Annotated in this window: 20 protein-coding genes; 15 read left to right on the top strand and 5 right to left on the bottom strand. The window is 40.9% G+C overall.

All coding sequences use genetic code 11. From position 1 onward, the window contains the following. Positions 1–36 precede the first annotated feature (36 nt). From H6G69_RS18260 to H6G69_RS18205, 12 genes are all read left to right on the top strand, one after another. On the top strand, positions 37–3858 hold the full coding sequence (locus H6G69_RS18260; RefSeq protein WP_190690258.1) for a HEAT repeat domain-containing protein: 3822 nt from the start codon (positions 37–39) through the stop codon (positions 3856–3858). 15 nt (positions 3859–3873) lie between these two features. Further along, a complete protein-coding gene (locus H6G69_RS18255; RefSeq protein WP_190690255.1) occupies positions 3874–4098 on the top strand; it encodes a type II toxin-antitoxin system HicA family toxin in 225 nt (74 codons plus the stop codon). Beyond that, positions 4095–4319 (top strand): type II toxin-antitoxin system HicB family antitoxin, encoded by a 225-nt coding sequence (locus tag H6G69_RS18250; protein ID WP_190589871.1) that lies wholly within the window; start codon positions 4095–4097, stop codon positions 4317–4319. Before H6G69_RS18255 ends, H6G69_RS18250 begins: the two co-directional genes overlap by 4 nt. A 770-nt stretch (positions 4320–5089) precedes the next feature. Next, a complete protein-coding gene (cysE, locus tag H6G69_RS18245) occupies positions 5090–5854 on the top strand; it encodes a serine O-acetyltransferase (protein ID WP_190690253.1) in 765 nt (254 codons plus the stop codon). Next, on the top strand, positions 5851–6084 hold the full coding sequence (locus H6G69_RS18240; protein WP_190690250.1) for an Asr1405/Asl0597 family protein: 234 nt from the start codon (positions 5851–5853) through the stop codon (positions 6082–6084). The genes cysE and H6G69_RS18240 overlap by 4 nt, the downstream gene beginning before the upstream one ends. Before the next feature lie 215 nt (positions 6085–6299). Further along, positions 6300–6497, top strand: a complete 198-nt coding sequence (locus H6G69_RS18235; protein ID WP_190690248.1) for a DUF2949 domain-containing protein — start codon at positions 6300–6302, stop codon at positions 6495–6497. Between the two features lie 526 nt (positions 6498–7023). Next, complete coding sequence (gene nifV, locus H6G69_RS18230) at positions 7024–8157, top strand: homocitrate synthase (RefSeq protein ID WP_190690245.1); 1134 nt, start codon at positions 7024–7026, stop codon at positions 8155–8157. Further along, the gene (locus H6G69_RS18225) at positions 8144–8431 is read left to right on the top strand and encodes a nitrogen fixation protein NifZ (RefSeq protein ID WP_190588706.1); all 288 of its coding nucleotides are present in this window, start codon (positions 8144–8146) and stop codon (positions 8429–8431) included. Before nifV ends, H6G69_RS18225 begins: the two co-directional genes overlap by 14 nt. Beyond that, on the top strand, positions 8406–8609 hold the full coding sequence (gene nifT / locus H6G69_RS18220) for a putative nitrogen fixation protein NifT (RefSeq protein ID WP_190690242.1): 204 nt from the start codon (positions 8406–8408) through the stop codon (positions 8607–8609). The genes H6G69_RS18225 and nifT overlap by 26 nt, the downstream gene beginning before the upstream one ends. A 240-nt stretch (positions 8610–8849) precedes the next feature. Next, positions 8850–9389, top strand: coding sequence for a (2Fe-2S) ferredoxin domain-containing protein (locus H6G69_RS18215; protein WP_190690239.1), 540 nt, complete (start codon positions 8850–8852; stop codon positions 9387–9389). Positions 9390–9632: 243 nt separating this feature from the next. Next, positions 9633–10442, top strand: coding sequence for a Uma2 family endonuclease (locus tag H6G69_RS18210; protein ID WP_190690236.1), 810 nt, complete (start codon positions 9633–9635; stop codon positions 10440–10442). Between the two features lie 60 nt (positions 10443–10502). Beyond that, positions 10503–11081 (top strand): Uma2 family endonuclease, encoded by a 579-nt coding sequence (locus H6G69_RS18205; RefSeq protein WP_190690234.1) that lies wholly within the window; start codon positions 10503–10505, stop codon positions 11079–11081. Between the two features lie 129 nt (positions 11082–11210). On the opposite strand, the gene H6G69_RS18200 is transcribed toward H6G69_RS18205, so the two are convergent. Continuing rightward, positions 11211–12599, bottom strand: a complete 1389-nt coding sequence (locus H6G69_RS18200) for a 1-acyl-sn-glycerol-3-phosphate acyltransferase (RefSeq protein ID WP_190690232.1) — start codon at positions 12597–12599, stop codon at positions 11211–11213. 309 nt (positions 12600–12908) lie between these two features. Here H6G69_RS18200 and H6G69_RS18195 point away from each other — a divergent pair, with 309 nt between their 5' ends. Continuing rightward, positions 12909–14723, top strand: coding sequence for a proline--tRNA ligase (locus H6G69_RS18195; RefSeq protein ID WP_190690229.1), 1815 nt, complete (start codon positions 12909–12911; stop codon positions 14721–14723). A 461-nt stretch (positions 14724–15184) separates the two neighbouring features. Continuing rightward, positions 15185–15805, top strand: coding sequence for a GerMN domain-containing protein (locus H6G69_RS18190; protein WP_190690226.1), 621 nt, complete (start codon positions 15185–15187; stop codon positions 15803–15805). A 150-nt stretch (positions 15806–15955) separates the two neighbouring features. Here the strand turns inward: H6G69_RS18190 and H6G69_RS18185 are convergent, their stop codons facing one another. The 3 genes from H6G69_RS18185 to efp all read right to left on the bottom strand — a co-directional run bounded on the left by H6G69_RS18185 (position 15956) and on the right by efp (position 17659). Next, positions 15956–16303, bottom strand: coding sequence for a helix-turn-helix transcriptional regulator (locus H6G69_RS18185; protein WP_190690223.1), 348 nt, complete (start codon positions 16301–16303; stop codon positions 15956–15958). Positions 16304–16365: 62 nt separating this feature from the next. Next, on the bottom strand, positions 16366–16887 hold the full coding sequence (gene accB / locus H6G69_RS18180) for an acetyl-CoA carboxylase biotin carboxyl carrier protein (RefSeq protein ID WP_190690218.1): 522 nt from the start codon (positions 16885–16887) through the stop codon (positions 16366–16368). 214 nt (positions 16888–17101) lie between these two features. Continuing rightward, positions 17102–17659 (bottom strand): elongation factor P, encoded by a 558-nt coding sequence (gene efp / locus H6G69_RS18175; RefSeq protein ID WP_190690215.1) that lies wholly within the window; start codon positions 17657–17659, stop codon positions 17102–17104. Positions 17660–17961: 302 nt separating this feature from the next. On the opposite strand from efp, the gene H6G69_RS18170 reads away from it, so the two are divergent. After that, positions 17962–19068 carry a peptidylprolyl isomerase gene (locus H6G69_RS18170; protein WP_190690213.1) on the top strand — a complete coding sequence of 369 codons (1107 nt, stop codon included), beginning with the start codon at positions 17962–17964 and terminating at the stop codon, positions 19066–19068. A gap of 43 nt (positions 19069–19111) precedes the next feature. Here H6G69_RS18170 and H6G69_RS18165 read toward each other — a convergent pair whose 3' ends face one another. Then, positions 19112–19681: a Uma2 family endonuclease gene (locus tag H6G69_RS18165; protein WP_190690210.1), complete on the bottom strand. Its 570-nt coding sequence runs from the start codon at positions 19679–19681 to the stop codon at positions 19112–19114. Between the last annotated feature and the right edge of the window lie 21 nt (positions 19682–19702).

Genomic DNA, 19702 nt, shown 5'->3' with positions numbered 1-19702 from the left:
TATACTCGTAATTAAAATTGCTGCGGATGTGGGTATATGGTAGATTGGTTGCTGATCTGGGGAGTTGCTAAAGGTGCAGAGTTGATTTTTAAACCAATTTTAGAAGACTTAGCCAAAGATGCGGCGAAAGATTGGGCTAAGGATATATTAAAAGGCATTCCTGGTAAGATTTTCGAGAAACTGAAAAAAGAAGATATTGATATTGCTGCGGGTAAGGCGTTGAAAGAGTTTTTACAACTGATGCAGCAGCAGTTAAAGGTGCGGTGTAAGCTGCCGGAAGGTGAAATTAAAGAATATATCGGGGATATCAAGAAATTTATTAGTGATAAATCTGTCAAAAAAACTCTTGGGCAAGCTTTTGATATTACCTGCGAAGATTTGAGTTACGAAGTTTTAGCCGAGAGTTGGCAGAAACTCCAACTTAAAACTTTACCAGCTAAATTTAATTGGCAATCATTAACCGAGCAGTATTTTACTCAGGTTCAAGAATTGCTGTTAGAAGCAAAAGAATTACATTCTATTTTAGAATTACAAAAATTATCAAATATTGAAATTAATACTAAAGAACTTGCTGGTGTTGTTGCTGATTTTGATTTAAATAAATATCAAGAAAATATCCGCGAAAGCTACGGTAATTTAAAGTTAGATAGTTTAGATACAACAGGTTACGCCTATAACGAACTGAAGTTATGGCGCATGTTTATTGCTCAAAATGTGCGGGAAGTGCATCAAGTTTTACCGCAAGTACATGAATTGCCCAAAGAGCATTTAAAACGACTGCGCGAAAGTGACCAACTTGAGGCGGAAATTGCAGCCGAAGAATTAGAAAATCACAAACGGGTTTATTTAGAACAAGCAATACTTTCTGTATTAGATGTTGTTAATGACAAACAGACTTATAAATATATTGTGGTATTAGGTGATCCTGGTTCGGGTAAGTCTACATTATTGCAATATTTAACTTTGAATTGGGCAGAATCACCACTAGATAATGTTATCTCATTACCAATTCCGTTGCTGATTGAGTTACGCACTTATATGCGGCGGCGTGACGATAAAGAATGTCAGAACTTTCTCGAATTTTTTCATAAATGTAGCGGTGCAATTACTCACTTAAATCAACATCAACTCCACGAAAAACTAAAAGCTGGTAACGCTGTGGTGATGTTTGATGGTTTAGATGAAGTATTTGACCCTGGTAAGCGAGAAGATGTGATTACTGATATTCATCGCTTTACTAATGACTATCCTAATGTGCAGGTGATTGTCACTTCCCGCGTAATTGGTTATAAACCGCAAAGATTACGTGATGCTGAGTTTCGTCACTTTATGCTGCAAGATTTAAACTCAGAACAAATTCAAGAATTTATTCACCGTTGGCATGAGTTAACTTTTAGTGATGAAGCGGATAAAGTCAGAAAACGAGAAAGATTACAAAGAGGAATTGAAACTTCTAAAGCTATTACTGAACTAGCGGGAAATCCTCTGCTGTTAACGATGATGGCAATTCTGAATCGGAATCAGGAATTGCCTAGAGATAGAGCCGAACTTTATAATCAAGCATCGCGGGTATTGCTACATCAGTGGGATGTGGAACGCGCTTTAGTAGAAGATGAACGGCTAGACAATAAAACTATTGATTATAAAGATAAACAGGCAATGTTGCGTCAAGTTGCCTATAGTATGCAAACCAGTGATAAAGGTTTAGCGGGTAATTTGATTAGTGCTAGTCAATTAGAAAATATTTTGGCTGCATATTTAAGAACTCTAGAGATTAATCAACCCAGACAAGCCGCAAGGGTAATGATTAATCAATTGCGGACTCGTAACTTTATGTTATGTTTCCTTGGCGCTGATTATTATGCCTTTGTGCATCGGACTTTTTTAGAATATTTCTGTGCTTGGGAGTTTGTGTGGCAGTTTAAAGAAACGCAGACCCTCAGTATTGAGGTATTAAAGGAAGAAATTTTTGGTAAGCATTGGGAAGATGAAAGTTGGCATGAAGTTTTGCTGTTAATCGCTGGGATGATAGAGGCAAAATTTGTGGGAGAAGTGATTAAATATTTAATGATGCAAGATGGGGAAAGCGAAAAATTTCTCAATTACTTTTTAGCAGCTAAGTGTTTAGCAGAAGTGAGAAATCGCCAGGAAATTGAAGAAATAGCTGACGAATTGTTGAACAAACTCAAAGACTTAACTAAGTATGACCTGTGGTATTATTATGAACCTTATAAAGATGAAGAAGAAACTAAGCTAGTTCAAGAAATTCGCACTCAAGCAGTTGTAGCGATCGCAACTACTTGGATAAAATCTCCCCAAACTCTTACCTGGCTCAAAGACCGCGCCATTCATGATAATAATTGGGATGTGCGATATATAGCAGTACAAGAATTAGCCCGTGGCTACAAACATGACTCCGCAATTCTCGGCTGGCTCAAAGACCGCGCCATTCATGATGATGATTACCCTGTGCGATATGTAGCAGTGCAAGAATTAGCCCGTGGCTACAAACATGACTCCGCAATTCTCACCATCCTCAAAGACCGCGCCATTCATGATGATTACCCTGTGCGAAGAGCAGCAGTGCAAGAGTTAGCCCGTGGCTACAAACATCACCCCGAAGTTCTCGCCATCCTCAAAGACCGCGCCATTCATGATAATCATTCGGCTGTGCGATATACAGCAGTGCAAGAATTAGCCCGTGGCTACAAACATGACTCCGCAATTCTCGCCATCCTCAAAGACCGCACCATTCATGATGGTAATTCGGATGTACGACAAGCAGCAGTGCAAGAGTTAGCCCGTGGCTACAAACATGAACTCGAAATTCTCTCCTGGCTTAAAGACCGTGCCATTCATGATAGTAATTGGGATGTGCGACAAGCAGCAGTGCAAGAATTAGCCCGTGACTATAAATATGACTCCGCAATTCTCACCATCCTCAAAGACCGCGCCATTCATGATGGTAATTCTGATGTGCGAAGAGCCGCAGTACAAGAGTTAGCCAGTGGCTACAAACGTGACCCCGAAATTCTCGCCATCTTCAAAGACTGTGCCATTCACGATGATAACTGGGATGTGCGAAGCGCAGCGGTGCAAGAATTAGTCCGTGGCTACAAACATCACCCCGAAATTCTTGCTTTCCTCAAAGACCGCGCCCAAAATGATGATAATTTAGCTGTGCGAAGTGCAGCAGTGCAAGAATTAGCCCGTGGCTACAAACATGAACCCGAAATTCTCTCGTGGCTCAAAGAACGCGCCCAAAATGATGATAATTGGGATGTGCGACAAGCAGCGGTGCAAGAATTAGCCTGTGGTTACAAACATGACCCCGCAATTCTCACTTTCCTCAAAGACCGTGCCATTCATGATAGTAATTGGGATGTGCGACAAGCAGCGGTGCAAGAATTAGCCCGTGGCTACAAACATGACCCTGCAACTCTCGCCATCCTCAAAGACCGCGCCCAAAATGATGATAATTGGCATATCCGACGAGTAGCAGTGCAGGAATTAGCCCGTGGCTATAAACATGACCCCGCAATTGTCTCCTGGCTCAAAAACCGCACCCAAAATGATGATAATTGGGATGTGCGACAAGCGGCAGTGCAAGCATTGAGCAAATATTTCAAAAATCAACCTGAGTTGTTTGATATCTACTACAATTGCGCTGTTAATGACCCCTTTAAGCGAGAATATAGTTTTGAAAACAACCCACGCCAAACCGCACTCGAAATAATTGTCAAACAATTTCCCCGACATCCCCAGACTTTACCACTGTTGCGCGACAGAGCCGAAAATGACCCAGATGATAAGGTGCGGGAGTATGCTCAGAAACAGTTGAAACGGTGGGAAGGGTAAACATAAACTGAAGTTATGCCGAAGAAAATTAGAGAACTTAAAAGTTTATTGTTGCAAGCTGGGTTTACTTATAAGCCTGCAAAGGGTAGTCATAGTAAATGGATACATCCGCTATTACCTCAAGCTATCATCATCGCTGGTAAAGATGGTAGCGATGCCAAAGCTTATTTAGAAAAACAAGTTAATGAAGCACTTGCAGAATTAGAAAAAATACAAGAAAGCGAGGACACTGAAGAATGAAATACACAATTATTATTCAATGGTCAGATGAAGACCAATGTTATGTAGTTTCATTGCCTGAGTTTACTAATGTAATGCAGCCTTGTACACACGGAGATACTTATGAGGAAGCTTTAAAAAATGCTCAAGAAGTTTTAGAAATGCTAATTGAATCAGCTTTAGAAGATGGTGAAACTTTGCCAGAGCCGCAAACTTTGGGCAAGTCTTTAAAAGTAGCATAATAAAATGAAAAATCAATGGTTTTAAACCCACGCAGGTGGTGAGACCAGCGCTCTTGGTAGGGTTTCCCTCCGCAGGCGACTGGCGAACCCGTTAGCGCAGCTTTAGCGACGCAGGAGCGTCAGGGGTTTTGTCTGTGTAGCCAAGCCATTGCGTTGGGCGGGTTCCCCGACTCCCTCAATGGCGCGCGATTTCTAATCGCCAAGACTTTGATGTTGAAGAGTTAGTCAAAGATTATCAGCTAGCGATCGCACTTACGGAAGTTTTGATTTTGTGCTAATCCGCGCAGGCGAGGGGATATTGATTGCAATAAAATTTATTAGTAGCTAAAAATACAGACAACAAAAGCTAAAATAAACTGAAGAAATTGGTTTTTTGCGTGGCAAAACCGTAAAATTACAATCGTAACTAGAGATACAGAATTTTGACTTGTAGTCCTCTCTACAGCCCATTTCCGGGCAAATGAGTACAGCTTAATATATCGTAAAATAACTTGCCTAAATCGCTGCAAATTCTTACAGGCAAAGCAATTAATAGTGAGTACCGCAATTCTAAAACCCCCACCCTAGAAATACTAGTACCTCTACTCTGAAATACTAGTACCTCTACCCCAAAATAAATTGGAAATTTATTGATAATCAGCGTTTCAAGTTGTTGAGTACAACCTTAATAAATACAATAAATCCAACCGACATGGGGTGTACTGTCCTCTAGGGAGTCGCCTGCTATAAGCATAAAAATAGCACATGGCTTTTTTACCCAGGCAGTACAGATGCAACAGTCACTAGACAGTATCGAGAATCTTCCAAAAGATTCAGCAAATACATCCCTGCTGAAAAATCTACTCTCTGGCGTTTATTGTGAGCCATTGTTGAGTGATTTTCGGATTATATTTGAACGCGACCCTGCTGCACGCAATTGGCTAGAGGTAGTATTCTGCTATCCAGGATTGCACGCGCTTTGTTTGCATCGTCTCGCCCACTGGTTACACCGTCGAGGTGTGGCTTTCTTCCCCCGACTAATTTCGCATATTGGTCGATTTTTAACCGGGATTGAAATTCATCCAGGTGCAGAGATTGGTAAAGGTGTATTTATCGATCATGGAATGGGTGTTGTCATCGGTGAAACTGCAATTGTCGGAGACTACACGCTGATTTACCAAGGCGTAACTCTCGGCGGAACTGGTAAAGAAAGCGGTAAACGCCACCCAACTATTGGCAGTCATGTTGTTGTTGGTTCAGGGGCAAAGATTTTAGGGAATATTCAAATTGGCGATCGCGTCCGTGTGGGTGCAGGTTCAGTTGTCTTGCGTGATGTCCCCAATGATTCCACAGTTGTCGGGATTCCTGGTCGAATTATCTCTCGCAAAGATAGTAATCAGTCTCCTCTTGACCACGCCAAGCTACCCGATGTCGAAGCCACTGTGATTCGTTCCTTACTTTCTCGAATTGAACAGCTTGAACAACAAATCAAAATTCAACAGTCAATAGTTAATGGTCAACAGTCAAACGTCAATAGTAATTCACAGGAGAAATGACAAACCTGACATTAGGTGAGCAAATTTTGCAGATTCCTCTGAGCGATCGCTGGCAAATTTATCACCGTTTGCAAGAATTAATGATTTCTTGTTCTTGCCCTGCGGACGGTTCTTTACGAGTCAAAGTCAACAGTTTGTTAGAAGCAATTTTAGTCCGTAGCACTATCATGCAATTGCTTGCACCTCGTCAAGAATTAGTAGATTGGCTTGAACATTGTTGGTATTTGTAATCAGAAGGCAGGAGGTAAAAGGCAACTATGCTGGAGTTTCAAGTATTACTATTTCTAGCATTTATGCTTTTCAAAATCTCTCACCTATACTTTGATTACGCTGCAAATCTCCAAAAACCAGCCGCTTAAATCTCTTTTTGACTGATAAAATCAGTCTTCTAAATCGCGCTTCAACCTTTAATTTTTTTCTCTACTTATTTGTTCACAGTTCAATTATGGTTTCCCGTGCAAATGAAAAAAAGTTCATCAAGTTTTTACATAACGAAATAGAACTTTCTAATGCAGATATTGATGTAGCATTACGACAACGTAAATCCGATCATGCACCATTACCGATGCTGCTTTGGCAATATGGATTAGTTAACTTAGAACAGCTTGAACGGATTTTTGATTGGCTGGATGACCAGCGATAATCAAATTTTCGATTTGAGATTTTCCGGAAAGTTAAGCTAGTGAGTTGGGCGACTTACCCAACTTGAGCGACCTTTCCAATACAGAGGAATAATTGCTTTTTATGTCTCAATTCTATCCATCTGCTGCAATCATTTTGCTAAGTGGCATAGACAAGTTTTTACTGGCGATAACAATGCAAAATTTTTTGGCAGAAATGACTTGCAATTATTGGGAAATGCCACTATGATTTCTAGCTTGCTGACTAGATTTTTTGTTTTCAATAATTTGATTCTAGTTAATAGCTATCAAGGCAATCTACTACTTCAAAAAAACATAGCTGGCAATAGTAAAAACAGTTTTGAAATTATACTCTCGTTTTGTTCTCTGCCATACAGATGCGTTGTTTTTGCTTGAGTATTATTAAAGAATCATGAAGACAAAATATTAATTGTATTAATTTATAGCATTTACCCTAAATCAGCGTTGCGGAAAGTATTTAAAGCTCCAGAAAGAATATTAAGAAAAATTCCTAAGAGGCTGTTTGAGATGAGTGAAATCATAATTAATGACACTACATTACGCGATGGCGAACAAGCAGCAGGCGTTGCTTTTACTCTCAAAGAGAAAGTTGCGATCGCTAAATTTCTTGATGCTATCGGTGTCCATGAATTAGAAGTTGGCATACCCGCAATGGGTGAAGAAGAAACCCGCGCTATCTCAGCAATTGCTGACTTAGGTTTAAAAGCCGACCTCCTTGCTTGGAACCGTGCTGTATTATCAGATATTAAAGCTTCCATCGCCTGTGGAATGAAGCGAGTGCATATTGCGATTCCGGTTTCCGGTATCCAAATCGCCGCCAAATTTCATGGACAATGGCGAGTAAGTCTGCAAAGACTCAAAGATTGTATCAGTTATGCGCGCGATCGTGGTCTTTGGGTTGCAGTCGGCGGCGAAGATTCTTCTAGAGCCGATGAAAGCTTTTTATTGGATGTCGCCTTGTATGCTCAAGAATGGGGTGCATCTCGATTTCGTTTCTGCGACACCGTAGGAGTTCTCGATCCTTTCACCACCTATAAAAAAGTCAAACGGCTTGTTTCCTGGCTATCAATTCCCGTGGAAATCCATACCCACAACGATTTTGGCCTAGCAACAGCCAACGCCCTCGCCGGAATTAAAGGTGGAGCCTCATCTGTAAACACCACCGTCAACGGCTTAGGTGAAAGAGCAGGTAACGCCGCTTTAGAAGAAGTTGTCATGGCCATCAAACGCATCTATGGCTTAGATATGGGTATCAACACACCCCGTTTGCTGGAATTATCGCAACTTGTCGCCGCCGCCTCCGGTGCTGGCGTACCACCTTGGAAAGCAATTGTCGGTGAAAACACCTTTGCTCACGAATCTGGAATTCATGCACACGGCGTAATTCAAAACCCCAACACCTACGAACCCTTTGCACCAGAAGAAGTAGGTTGGGAACGACGTTTAGTAGTTGGTAAACATTCTGGCAGACATTTAGTATCTAACTTGCTTCAGCAGCATGGAATTTTTCTCAACCCAGAAGAAACCCAATCTGTATTAGATGCAGTTCGCCAACAATCAGTTAAGAAAAAACGTAGCCTCACAACAGAAGAACTGTTGAACCTAGTAAAAGAACAAAGGTATTCTCATGCAGCCCGATGAATACGAATTAGAGTCAGAACCCGATTTTGAAATTGGCGAAAAAGTCAGACTCCGCAAACAAATTAAAAACGACGGGACATTTCCCGGTAGAGAAATTGGTGAGATTTTAGCGAAAAAAGGAGATATTGGCTACGTAGCAAGTATAGGCACTTTTTTACAACGTTCCTATATTTATGCTGTGCATTTCTTAGATAAAGGAATCGTTGTTGGTTGTCGCAAAAAAGAACTAGAATCTGCTGAGGAAAATCATGAAGGTAATGCTACGGATGAATGATGCTGGTAATTTAACAGTCTACGTCGCTAAAAAAGATTTAGAAGAAGTAGTAGTTAAACAAACAGATGGTGAAGCAGGAAAAATTCTTACCTTAGCCAACGGTTGGGAATTAGAATTTCCCGAAATACCTGATTTAGCAAATTTACCTAAAACTGTAGAAGCTAGACGCTTGGCTTGAAACGAGAGGCTAGAGACTAGGGACTAGCTTAATAATTACAAGTCAACAGTAAAGAGAGAAGGCAAAAGGTAACAACCAATTTTTCCTTCTTCCTTTTTACTAACTCTTGATAAAACCTCCGCGCAACTCTGCGCTAACCTCCGCGCACCTTTGCGTTGAAAAAACTAGATTGAACAATGAGCAACAACGCCCCAAAAGCTTGGGGTTAATTATTTTGTAGTTAATTTTTAAGTAGTTAACATGGGTGACAAATATTTGAGGTTATCGGAATTGAACCTAGAAGGGCAGTTCCTAGGTTTTGCTGGCATCAAATCAGGAAAAGCAAAATATCTGCAATTAGCAATTCCTTCTGGTAATTTGTACATTAAATTACCAAAAAATTTGCGTAGTTCGTTGCAATGTAGTTTAGCTCCTGGTGAACAAATTCGCATTTGTGGTGTTAGCAAAGTAAACACAAAAACAGGCAAGATTAAAATTAAAGCTCATCAAGTTGCACCAATTGATGCTTACCCAAATCAAGAATTACTACCGCAACCTCAAGCCAAAATTATGGTGTGTCAAAAATCAGGTTGCGTAAAAAAAGGTGGTAAAGGTTTATTATCAGAACTAGAAAAAACATTGTGCGATCGCGGTTTGTTAGACAAAGTACAAATAGAACACACAGGTTGCCAAAAGCGTTGTAGCAGCGCACCTAACTGTGTATTGCAGCTTGGTAAAAAGAAGTATAAAAAACTTCATCCAGAAGCGATCGCATCACTCCTAGAAAACCACTTAACTTAAGTCTAAGCTTCTTTTCAAATGTACATATTATTATACAGGGGTAAAACTTTTACCCCTATTTGTTATGTTCCTTAGAATAGTATGAGCAGAGAAAAAGCTATAGAAGAACAGAGTAAGATTGCAGGCGATCGCCCAAAATGAATATAGCTTGTATACACGCTATAATTGCCATATACCGCTGATACTGGTATCGTCTTAATATGAAGTCAGCGGACACTTAATTACTTTCTTATACAAGTCGTCATGCTAGACTACAACACTCCTGAGTATCTACCCTCTTCAGAAGAGTTACCTTGTTCCGACGACACGCCTGTGGATAATGAACTACAAAACCTGATTCCCAACTTATTAAAAGCAATTTTAGCTTTAATTTGGCAAGACCGTTGGGACTGGTTTTTTGGTGTTGATATGGGCATTTATGATCGTACAAGACAAATTCGCAGAACCCCAATAATTCCTGATGGTTTCTTAAGTATAGGAGTACCACGTCGGAAGAACGATCCTAAAGGACGCTTAAGTTACGTTTTATTAGAAGAAAACAATGTAGTGCCTATATTAGTATTAGAAATTGTTTCTCAAACCTATGGAGGAGAATACGACAATAAAATGACCGCCTATGCTCAATTAGGCATACTGCATTATGTAATTTATAATCCTGATTATTATCACCGCGATAAACATGAACCTTTTGAAGTATATCGTTTAGAGAAAGGTGAATATTTGCGTCAGTTTGGTGAACCACTATGGTTGCCAGAAATAGGTTTAGGTATTGGTAGAAGTCAAGGTATTCATGAAGGTTGGGAACGAGAGTGGCTATACTGGTTTGACGAACAAGGTAATAGATTTGCTACTCCAGAAGAAATTGCAGAACAAGAAAGATTTCGTGCAGAACAAGAAAGATTTCGTGCTGAACAAGAAAGATTTCGTGCTGAACAAGAAAGATTTCGCGCTGAACAAGAAAGATTTCGCGCTGAACAAGAAAGACAGCAAAGAGAAATAGCTGAACAACTTTTGCAACGTTATCGAGAACAGTTTGGTGAATTACCAGAGTAAATTTTGGTAATGAATAATATTTCTAAAACAAAATATAAACTATCTTAACCTTTAAGGAATATGAACATAGTAACTGCTAAACGTTTTACCATAGCTGAATATCACCGTTTAGCTGAACTCGGTTTTTTTGCCGAAGATGACCGAGTTGAGCTAATTAAAGGAGAAATTATTCAAATGGCGGCTAAAGGTAAACCGCATTCTGTTTGCAACACTCGCTTGTCTAGAGAATTATTTAAAATAATTGCCGGAAAGGCAACACTGAGAGGACAAGAGCCGATAATTCTGTCTAATAGAAGTGAACCAGAACCAGATTTGGTAATTGTACACAATCGTCCTGATGATTATTTACAAGAACATCCTCTGCCATCAGATGTGTTACTGTTAATTGAAATTTCAGATTCTTCTTTGAAATATGACCAAGAAGAAAAAATATCAGTTTATGCCGAAGCGGGTATTTCAGATTATTGGATATTTAATTTAGTAGATAATTTTTTAGAGTGTTATAGCGAGCCTTATCAAAATCTACAAGGTAAATTTGGTTATCGCCGTAAACTCATATTTCTACCAAATGAATCAGTCAATCTGCCATACTTCAATGATTTAGTTTTAGATTTATCTAAAGTATTCCCAAGTGTGTAATTTATTTAAAATTTAAATAAATTATGAGTGCAGAGCCAGTTTAGTGCTTGTTTAGAATAGAGCCTTTAGATGTAATAAAGCTCACTCAATAATTCTCCGCGCCTCCGCGTGAAAAAAATATTCCCCTCATCAAATCAGACTTTGTATCGCCTGTTGTAAATCATTCGTAAAATTACTAACCGCTTGCTTCGCACCTAAACGACTTTCTTTATATGCAGAATAACGCTCAGATATAGATAGCGGCTGACCGATAGTAATCTTCACTTTTTGCTTACCCAATTGCGGACGTTGAAAAGATTTATCACCTTTGATTTTGGCAATCATCTGCGATAAAATTAAAGTGGTTTCAGCAAATCTTTCAACTGATGGTTTCTCTTTAATATAATTGCCAGAAACTGCCACAAAACTTTCTACTAATCTCATGTGCCACATTCTCGCAGTCGCTTCTTCTGCAACGCGATCGCCTAAAGCTATCTCCACAGAAGATAATGCTTTAATATCCTTAAAATCTTCTCTAAATATATAATTCCAACCAGCTTGTTCTACGCGCCGACAACGGTCAGTTAAAGTGCCTTTGGGTTGCAAGTTAAAATACTGCTCAGATATTTGTAAAGCTGCATTTAATAAAGCTTGTAATCTTAATGCTAAGGCTTCATTTCTATCTTTAATTTCCGCAATAGTTTGAGCATCTGCTAACTTTTGATGATAAAATCGCGTGTAAAATTGCTCCATCAAAGTTAATAAATGCTCTGCTAAACCTAACAATCGCGGATACAGTAACTCCATTGAAGCAATATTATGGGTTTTTCCCGCATTTACAGGCAAACCACTAGCCGCTTCTAAATCACTCAATAATTGCGCGATCGCACTCCAAGGTGCAGCAGTATAACTATATTTAATTCCAACTGGTACAATTAAAACCTGTTCCGAGCGTCCGGCTTTTTGCAAGTCTTCCGCACACCAAAAGCCTAATTGGGCAATACCTGGTTCTAATGGACTCACAATTTCTGATAGTCCATTTGTCGCACCTTCTGGCGCAGCAGCCATCGGGAATTTGCCATTGGCGAACAAATCCCGCGCCGAACGCAACCCTGTCCAGTCAGCCTTACCGCGCTGGATAGGAGTTCCACCCAAGCGCGAAGCCACCCAACCTGCATATTCACCCGCCCACAGAGGAATGCCGCGATCGTAGATAAAATGAGCATGAACGCTTGACTGTAATGTTATACCTTGTTCTCGTGCTACCTTCGGCACAAGTTGAGACAACAAGTAACCCAAACAAAAAGGATCATCTGTTTTAGGATGACGAAACGCCAACAAAAAGCGCACCTTTCCCCCTTGAAACTGACGATAAAGATCCGCCAAAATCTCAACGTTGTCTGCTTCTATCTGGGAAATAGCCGTTCGCCATTGTATCCAACTAGGTAGAAACGTGTGAACAACTCGCAAAAATAAAGGATTAAATGCTGGCTGAATAAATTCTAGGGGTGGCTGCGCTTGATAAATTACGTCTGACAAGGTAAGTTTCTCCTGAAGTATGAAGTGTGAAGTATGAAGTATGAAGTATGTTTGCCTTTGGCGTTCCTGCAGGGTAGTCTGAAAGTTCAGACTTTAGCCTTCTGCCTCTTGCCTTGTGATAAATGACTATTAATCGGCAAAAGAATCAAGGATGAAGAAAGATATTTTTTCTTATTTCAAACCCCATACCTTGATGACTAGGGTAATTTCAGACTTTATACTTTATACTTCAGCCTTTAGTTGACCAACCACTTTTATACTTCATACTTCAGACTTCATACTTTAAAAGATTTGGAAAGGGATTAAACGATGCGACTGTCACAAATGTTATTCGTTACACTCAGGGATGATCCTGCTGATGCGGAAATTCCTAGCCATAAGTTATTACTCCGTGCAGGGTATATTCGTCGCATCGGTAGCGGTATTTATGCTTATCTCCCGTTTATGTGGCGAGTGTTGCAAAAGGTTTCTCAAATTGTGCGGGAAGAAATGAACGCCACAGGCGCACAAGAATGTTTGTTACCCCAGTTACAACCTTCTGAGTTGTGGAAGGAATCAGGACGTTGGGATACTTACACCAAAGCTGAGGGAATTATGTTTTCCCTAATTGATCGCCGTGAGCAACAATTAGGATTAGGGCCGACTCATGAAGAAGTGATTACAGCGATCGCTCGTGATATGATTCGCTCTTATCGTCAGTTACCGTTACATCTCTACCAACTGCAAACCAAGTTCCGTGATGAAATTCGCCCCCGCTTTGGTTTAATGCGCGGCCGAGAATTCATCATGAAAGATGGCTACTCCTTCCACGTCGATGAAGAAAGCCTGAAAAAAACCTACCAAGATATGTACCAAGCCTACAGCAATATGCTGCGGCGTGCTGGTTTAGCTTTTCGTCCTGTAGAGGCTGACTCTGGTGCAATTGGTGGTTCCGGTTCTACCGAATTTATGGTGTTGGCGGAAGCTGGGGAAGACGAAGTTCTCTACACCGAAGATGGTAAATACGCCGCCAACGTCGAAAAAGCTGTGTCTTTACCTGCGGATGCGGAAACTTCACCGTTTACTAGTTATGAAAAGCGGGAAACACCAGGAACAGATACGATTGAAAAACTCTCTTCATTCCTCAAATGTTCTCCCACCCAAATAGTTAAAAGCGTTTTGTATCAAACAGTCTACGATAATGGCGTGACTGTGTTGGTACTGGTAAGTATTCGTGGAGATCAGGAAGTCAACGAAGTTAAATTACAAAATGAATTGACGCGGTTAGCAGCTAACTACGGCGCGAAAGCCGTCATCGCCTTAAATGTACCCAGTGCAGAAACACAACAAACCTGGGCGGCGAAATCTCTACCTTTGGGTTACATTGCACCAGATATTAGCGATGAATATATTGCAGGTAACAAACAAGTCCACGCCAAATTTGTACGGTTAGTAGATAAAACAGCCGTTGATTTACAAAACTTTGTGACTGGTGCAAATGAAACTGGTTATCACGTCGTTGGCGCAAATTGGAATGAGCAATTTAAGCTACCAGAAAGCATAGTAGATTTGCGTAAAGCCAGACCAGGCGATCGCGCCTTGCACAACCCCGAACAAACTCTCTCTAGCGCTAGAGGTATCGAAGTCGGTCACATCTTCCAATTAGGCACAAAATATTCCCAAGCCTTGGGTGCAACTTATACCAACGAACAAGGTGAAGAAAAACCCTTGGTGATGGGTTGCTATGGTGTGGGTGTTTCCCGCTTGGCACAGTCAGCAGTTGAGCAATCTTACGATAAAGATGGGATTATTTGGCCTGTAGCGATCGCACCTTATCACGCCATTGTGACAATTCCTAACATTAATGATGCCCAACAAGTACAAATAGCTGAAAAACTTTACACCGAACTCAATCAAGCCGGGATTGAAACATTATTAGATGACCGTGATGAACGCGCCGGAGTTAAATTTAAAGATGCTGATTTAATTGGCATACCTTATAGAATTGTTACGGGACGCGCAATCGCTAACGGCAAAGTTGAAGTAGTAGAAAGAGCAACTCGTCAATCTCAAGAAATTGCCATTGATGAAGTTATAACTACATTGAAACAATGGGTTACAGCAGCAATAGAAGGTAAAAATTAAATAATAATTCAGGAGTCAGAATGCTAGCAAACTTAGTCAAATTATACTGCTTTGCTTTAAAATTCTGGCTTCTGAGTACTGACTGCTGACAAAATTAACAGCTAAAATGCTCAAATAAACCAGCTTGAGAGTTGTTTACAGTTGAAAAAAATTTAACTTTTAAACTCAGACAAACAGGTACAGGTAATAGAGAAAAATTCTGTTCCCTGTTCCCTAATTCTGAATAATTTCCTAAATCTCACGAAACAATGAGATTTAAAGAATTTGATAGATGACGGATTTAAAGTACAAATTCTAGAATAAAAGAAGGACTATTTTAGTGTCAGCGATCGCATTATTTCAATGTATCGAGTCCTTCAGCAAATCTCGGGAAACTCTTAACTTATTAGTATCGTCCTTAACCAGGCTGCTCTTCACATAAAAATTATTTCAGCCCTCAGTCAGTCAAGAAGGTTTTTAATATGAATGATGAACCAAGAACTAATCGTGTATCTTCGAGTGTAGTTGCAGCCGTTTCCGCAGCGGTGATTGCAGTTAGTGGTGGTGTAGCTTGGTTAACTACCCAGTCCCAAAAAGCACCTATTACAACTAACCCAGCTAACCCCAATCAAACTATTCAACATCAGCCCACACAGCCATCAACTACCCAACAAAACGAACAAACTGCTCAAGTTTACTGGCTAAAACCAAAAGAAAAAAATATTGCTTTAGTACCTAAATCAGTAGAAGTCGCAGCTAATCAGCCTAACCAAGCCCTAGAAAAAGCTTTCCAGGCTTTATTAGAAGGGCCAAGTGACAGTACAGACTCCACCACCATTCCCAAAGGCACAAAGCTGCTAGGCTTGAAAATCGACGGTGATGAAGTCCACGTCAATTTATCTGATAGCTTTACCAGTGGCGGCGGTAGTACCTCAATGATAGGTCGTGTAGGGCAAGTTGTTTACACAGCCTCTAGTATTAACCCCAAAGCCAAAATTTACATTGACGTAAACGGCAAACCTTTAGATGTGTTAGGTGGCGAAGGCGTAGAATTGCAACAACCCCTGACTCGTGAAAGCTTTGATAAAAATTATCCTCTCTAGTCAAAAGGAGCCAGTGCGTTGCTCCCGAGAACTTGCGTGCGCGGGGAACCCGCGTTGAGCAAAGTTCGGGAGATAACCTCCGTTGTAGCAACTAGCGTTCAAAAGTCAAAAGTCAAAATTAACATTGACTATTGACCTTTGACAAATGACCTAAAGTTTTGTGTTCAGAATGCGAAAGTTACGAGCTTGCTGTTCTAACCTTGAAGCGAGGCGATCGCATACCTGATTACATAATTCAAAAATCATTTCGTCTTCCACCCGATAGTAAGCGCAAGTGCCTTCACTGCGACGGCTGAGGATTCCGGCTTGCCACATTACTTTCAGGTGTTTCGAGACATTTGCCTGCGAAGTTTGTGTTGCCTCTACCAATTCTTGTACACATTTTTCTTCATCCCGTAGTAAGTGCAACAGCCGCAGACGCATCGGCTCACTTAACAGGCTGAAATATTCGGCTACTTGTTGCACCACTTCCGGCGGTACAGGCAACGCTTGTTTCATCAGGAATGACCCGTAAAAACAGACAAGGTTAACAATCACTCATTTCATATATAGATTAATACTTAATCAGGGTTAATTCGCATCAAAGGTTGACCATATTCTACAGGTTCTCCATTTTGCACCAAAATTTCCATCACTTGACCGGAAATTTCCGCTTCAATTTCGTTCATCAGCTTCATTGCTTCAATAATACACACCGTTTGTCCCTGACGGACGCGATCGCCAACTTCCACAAATGGTGCTTCCCCTGGCGCAGGTGCGCGATAAAAAGTCCCCACCATTGGCGAAGCAACTTCCACTAATCTTTTGTCAATAGTTGAAGGCGCGTTTCCTGACACCTGTACACCTGCACCAGCCACAGCAGCATCTATACGTTCTGTGGAAAGCGTTGGCACAGTTCCTGCTGCAACTGTCGTTACTGCTGCCACACCACCAACGGCAGCTTGTGGTAAAGCGTGATTGCTAATACTCACAGCTTTACGTACCGTTAGCTCAAAATCATCACTTTTAAGAGTTACTTCTGCAATATCTGTTTGTGCAATAGTTACCAGCAGTTGGCGGATTTCATTAAAGTCCAATGGCACAGCTTTTATTACCTCAACCTGTCCGTAAAATGATTATTTTATGTGATACCAATTGAATCAATGATTGAGACTGATGGATTGACAGAACTAAAACACGAGACAGTTATTCCCAATCCAAAATCTAAAACCTCAAATTCAAAATGGTATGAAGGCAGGGATTTAAACCCTATATAGGGATTTAAATCACAACTAACTCTAAAATTTAAGAGAAAATTTATTCCCTGCCTAAATATTTATCTTCACGCGTATCAATCCGAATCCGTTCTCCTTGAGAAATAAACAAGGGAACCATTACAGTTGCACCAGTTTCTACTTTGGCTGGTTTAGTACCACCTGTAGCTGTATCACCCTTGACACCAGGATCAGTTTCGATAACTTCTAGCACCACAGAGTTAGGTAATTCCACTTCTAGAACTACATCGTCCCAACGAATCACGTTCACTTCCATACCTTCCTTGAGGTATTTGACGCGATCGCCAATTTGTGCAGCACTGAGTCGTCCTTCGTCATAACTTTCCATATCCATAAAGACGAACTCCTCGCCCTCTTTATAGGTATGCTGCATTGTGCTTTTTTCCAAAGTTGCTTGCGGTACAGTTTCCCCAGCCCGGAAAGTTCTTTCGAGAACCTTGCCACTTTGGACGTTTTTCAGCGTAGTGCGGACAAACGCCGAACCTTTACCGGGTTTAACGTGGAGAAAATCAACCACCCGCCATACAGACCCGTCTAATACAATTGAGACACCGGGTCGAAAGTCGTTACTAGAGATCATGAAGCTTTCAAATGTTGGAAGACAATCGGCATTTATTGTACCCTTCTAGCGGAGTAATTGGTTAGTTAGTCAACTGAAGTCTGAAGTCTGAAGTCTGAAGTCTGAAATGTTAAGAATGGTGCAGAAGGTAGAAACAAGGCTTGTACTGATTTGTTGAGCCAAATTTTTATTTTCCAGTCCGAATGACGAAATTTCATCCTTCACACTTCACACTTCACACTTTCTCCGCACTCCTACTATGGGAAGATTATTGATGGGTTCCGCCCAGTCAACAATATTCATGCTGCATTTGAGCCATACTCATGCTTAAGTTAATAAAATCCTGGCTAAAGTCCAGCCTAGTAACAATACTGTTGGTGATTATATTTTTAGGCATCAATACAGCTGGCTGGACTCCCTCCAGTAGTGCCGCCTTGCCCTCTGGCAATGCAATTACCGACGGCAAAGCTTTATTGCGTTATGCACTCCCAATAAAAAATCAACCTGTACGCCAACTGCAAGCCAGTCTAGAAGACATATCAAACCAGTTGCGGGCTAATCGGCGCTGGGGTGCTATCTCCAAAGACCTGAGTAAAGCATCTCGCGTGCTTGATAAGCCTTCACAAATCTTAGCAAGCGTTCCCGAAGAAAGCCAAGCTCAAGCCCAAGCATGGATTGATGAGTTAAAATCTGGTGTAGTGCAACTCCAAGAATTGACACAATCCAAAGATAAAGAACAAATTCTGCAAGGGCGAAACAAATTGCTGAATTTAGTTTCTTTGCTGGAAGAGTCAATGGTCAAGGAATTTCCCTTTGAAGTCCCGCAAGAGTACAGTAATTTACCTCAACTTAAAGGTCGTGCCACCATTGAAATTAAAACCAACAAAGGTGAGTTAACCCTTGTAGTCGATGGTTACAGCGCACCTGTGACGGCTGGGAACTTTGTCGATTTAGTCCAAAGGGGTTTTTATAACGGGTTAGAATTTACTCGTTCTGAAGAATCCTACGTCTTGCAAACAGGCGATCCCCCAGGCAAAGAACAAGGCTTTATTGACCCAACAACAGGCAAATACCGGGCAATTCCGTTAGAAATTTTGGCGGAAGGAGATAAAGCACCAACCTACGGCATTACGTTAGAAGATGCTGGTCGTTATTTGGATATGCCAGTGTTACCTTTTTCTTCCTTTGGTGCATTAGCAATGGCGCGTCCCGAAAGCGAAGTTAATGGCGGTTCATCGCAAGTGTTCTTTTTCTTATTTGAACCAGAACTCACCCCCGCCGGACGTAACTTGCTGGATGGGCGTTACTCAGTATTTGGTTATCTCACAGAAGGCAAAGATATTTTAGATAAACTCAAAGCTGGTGACAAAATCGAATCTGCAACAGTAACTCAAGGCATAGAAAACCTAGTCCAACCCCAAGCAGCCTAAATCAAGTATGAAGTATGAAATTTAACACTTCATACTTCATACTTCACAAATTTCCCGCCGCGAATATTTGATGAGGAGCGATCGCTAATTCGGGAAACGTCTGCGATACAATTTTCTGGTCAGCCGTAAACACTGTCTCTTCGTAAAATCCTTCTTCCAGCAGCAACACAGTAACTTTTAATTCTAAAGGGTCTACAATCCAATATTCCGGCACGCCAACCGCCGCATACTCAGAACGCTTATGGCGATAGTCCCGCTTGATAGAATCTGGACTGACTACTTCTATAACCAGTAATGGTGGTGTCTCAAATACAGCTGAAGCCTTTAGTAAATCTCTTGCTTGCTCCTGTGTTACCACACACAAATCAGTTAACCTAGACTTATTTCTTCCGGTTCTCATCCCAGTTTCCCGAAAAGTTAGCCAAGGTAAACTTAAACGTGCGATTTCTGCATCTAGTGTTTGCTCAAGAAATTTAGATATTAGGAAATGTTCAATAGTCGGAGGGTTCATTAATTCCAACCTTCCATCCACTAACTCGTAGTGAAAACCACTGCCATCATCATAGGTTAAATACTCTTCAAATGTGAGTTTTGTTACTGGTGTAGCGACCATCCCCACAATCTCCTGAACTAT

The organism is Nostoc sp. FACHB-110 (assembly GCF_014697425.1).
Taxonomy (GTDB): Bacteria; Cyanobacteriota; Cyanobacteriia; order Cyanobacteriales; family Nostocaceae; genus Nostoc_B.
The sequence above is the reverse complement of the archived record's forward strand: the minus strand, read 5'-3'. Positions and strand labels throughout refer to the sequence as shown.

Bases quoted from the DNA above. Each gene is read 5' to 3' on its own strand.
- H6G69_RS18260 (WP_190690258.1), top strand. From the start codon at position 37: ATGGTAGATTGGTTGCTGATCTGGGGAGTTGCTAAAGGTGCAGAGTTG.
- H6G69_RS18255 (WP_190690255.1), top strand. From the start codon at position 3,874: ATGCCGAAGAAAATTAGAGAACTTAAAAGTTTATTGTTGCAAGCTGGG.
- H6G69_RS18250 (WP_190589871.1), top strand. From the start codon at position 4,095: ATGAAATACACAATTATTATTCAATGGTCAGATGAAGACCAATGTTAT.
- cysE (WP_190690253.1), top strand. From the start codon at position 5,090: ATGCAACAGTCACTAGACAGTATCGAGAATCTTCCAAAAGATTCAGCA.
- H6G69_RS18240 (WP_190690250.1), top strand. From the start codon at position 5,851: ATGACAAACCTGACATTAGGTGAGCAAATTTTGCAGATTCCTCTGAGC.
- H6G69_RS18235 (WP_190690248.1), top strand. From the start codon at position 6,300: ATGGTTTCCCGTGCAAATGAAAAAAAGTTCATCAAGTTTTTACATAAC.
- nifV (WP_190690245.1), top strand. From the start codon at position 7,024: ATGAGTGAAATCATAATTAATGACACTACATTACGCGATGGCGAACAA.
- H6G69_RS18225 (WP_190588706.1), top strand. From the start codon at position 8,144: ATGCAGCCCGATGAATACGAATTAGAGTCAGAACCCGATTTTGAAATT.
- nifT (WP_190690242.1), top strand. From the start codon at position 8,406: ATGAAGGTAATGCTACGGATGAATGATGCTGGTAATTTAACAGTCTAC.
- H6G69_RS18215 (WP_190690239.1), top strand. From the start codon at position 8,850: ATGGGTGACAAATATTTGAGGTTATCGGAATTGAACCTAGAAGGGCAG.
- H6G69_RS18210 (WP_190690236.1), top strand. From the start codon at position 9,633: ATGCTAGACTACAACACTCCTGAGTATCTACCCTCTTCAGAAGAGTTA.
- H6G69_RS18205 (WP_190690234.1), top strand. From the start codon at position 10,503: ATGAACATAGTAACTGCTAAACGTTTTACCATAGCTGAATATCACCGT.
- H6G69_RS18195 (WP_190690229.1), top strand. From the start codon at position 12,909: ATGCGACTGTCACAAATGTTATTCGTTACACTCAGGGATGATCCTGCT.
- H6G69_RS18190 (WP_190690226.1), top strand. From the start codon at position 15,185: ATGAATGATGAACCAAGAACTAATCGTGTATCTTCGAGTGTAGTTGCA.
- H6G69_RS18185 (WP_190690223.1), bottom strand. From the start codon at position 16,303: ATGAAACAAGCGTTGCCTGTACCGCCGGAAGTGGTGCAACAAGTAGCC.
- efp (WP_190690215.1), bottom strand. From the start codon at position 17,659: ATGATCTCTAGTAACGACTTTCGACCCGGTGTCTCAATTGTATTAGAC.
- H6G69_RS18170 (WP_190690213.1), top strand. From the start codon at position 17,962: ATGCTTAAGTTAATAAAATCCTGGCTAAAGTCCAGCCTAGTAACAATA.
- H6G69_RS18165 (WP_190690210.1), bottom strand. From the start codon at position 19,681: ATGGTCGCTACACCAGTAACAAAACTCACATTTGAAGAGTATTTAACC.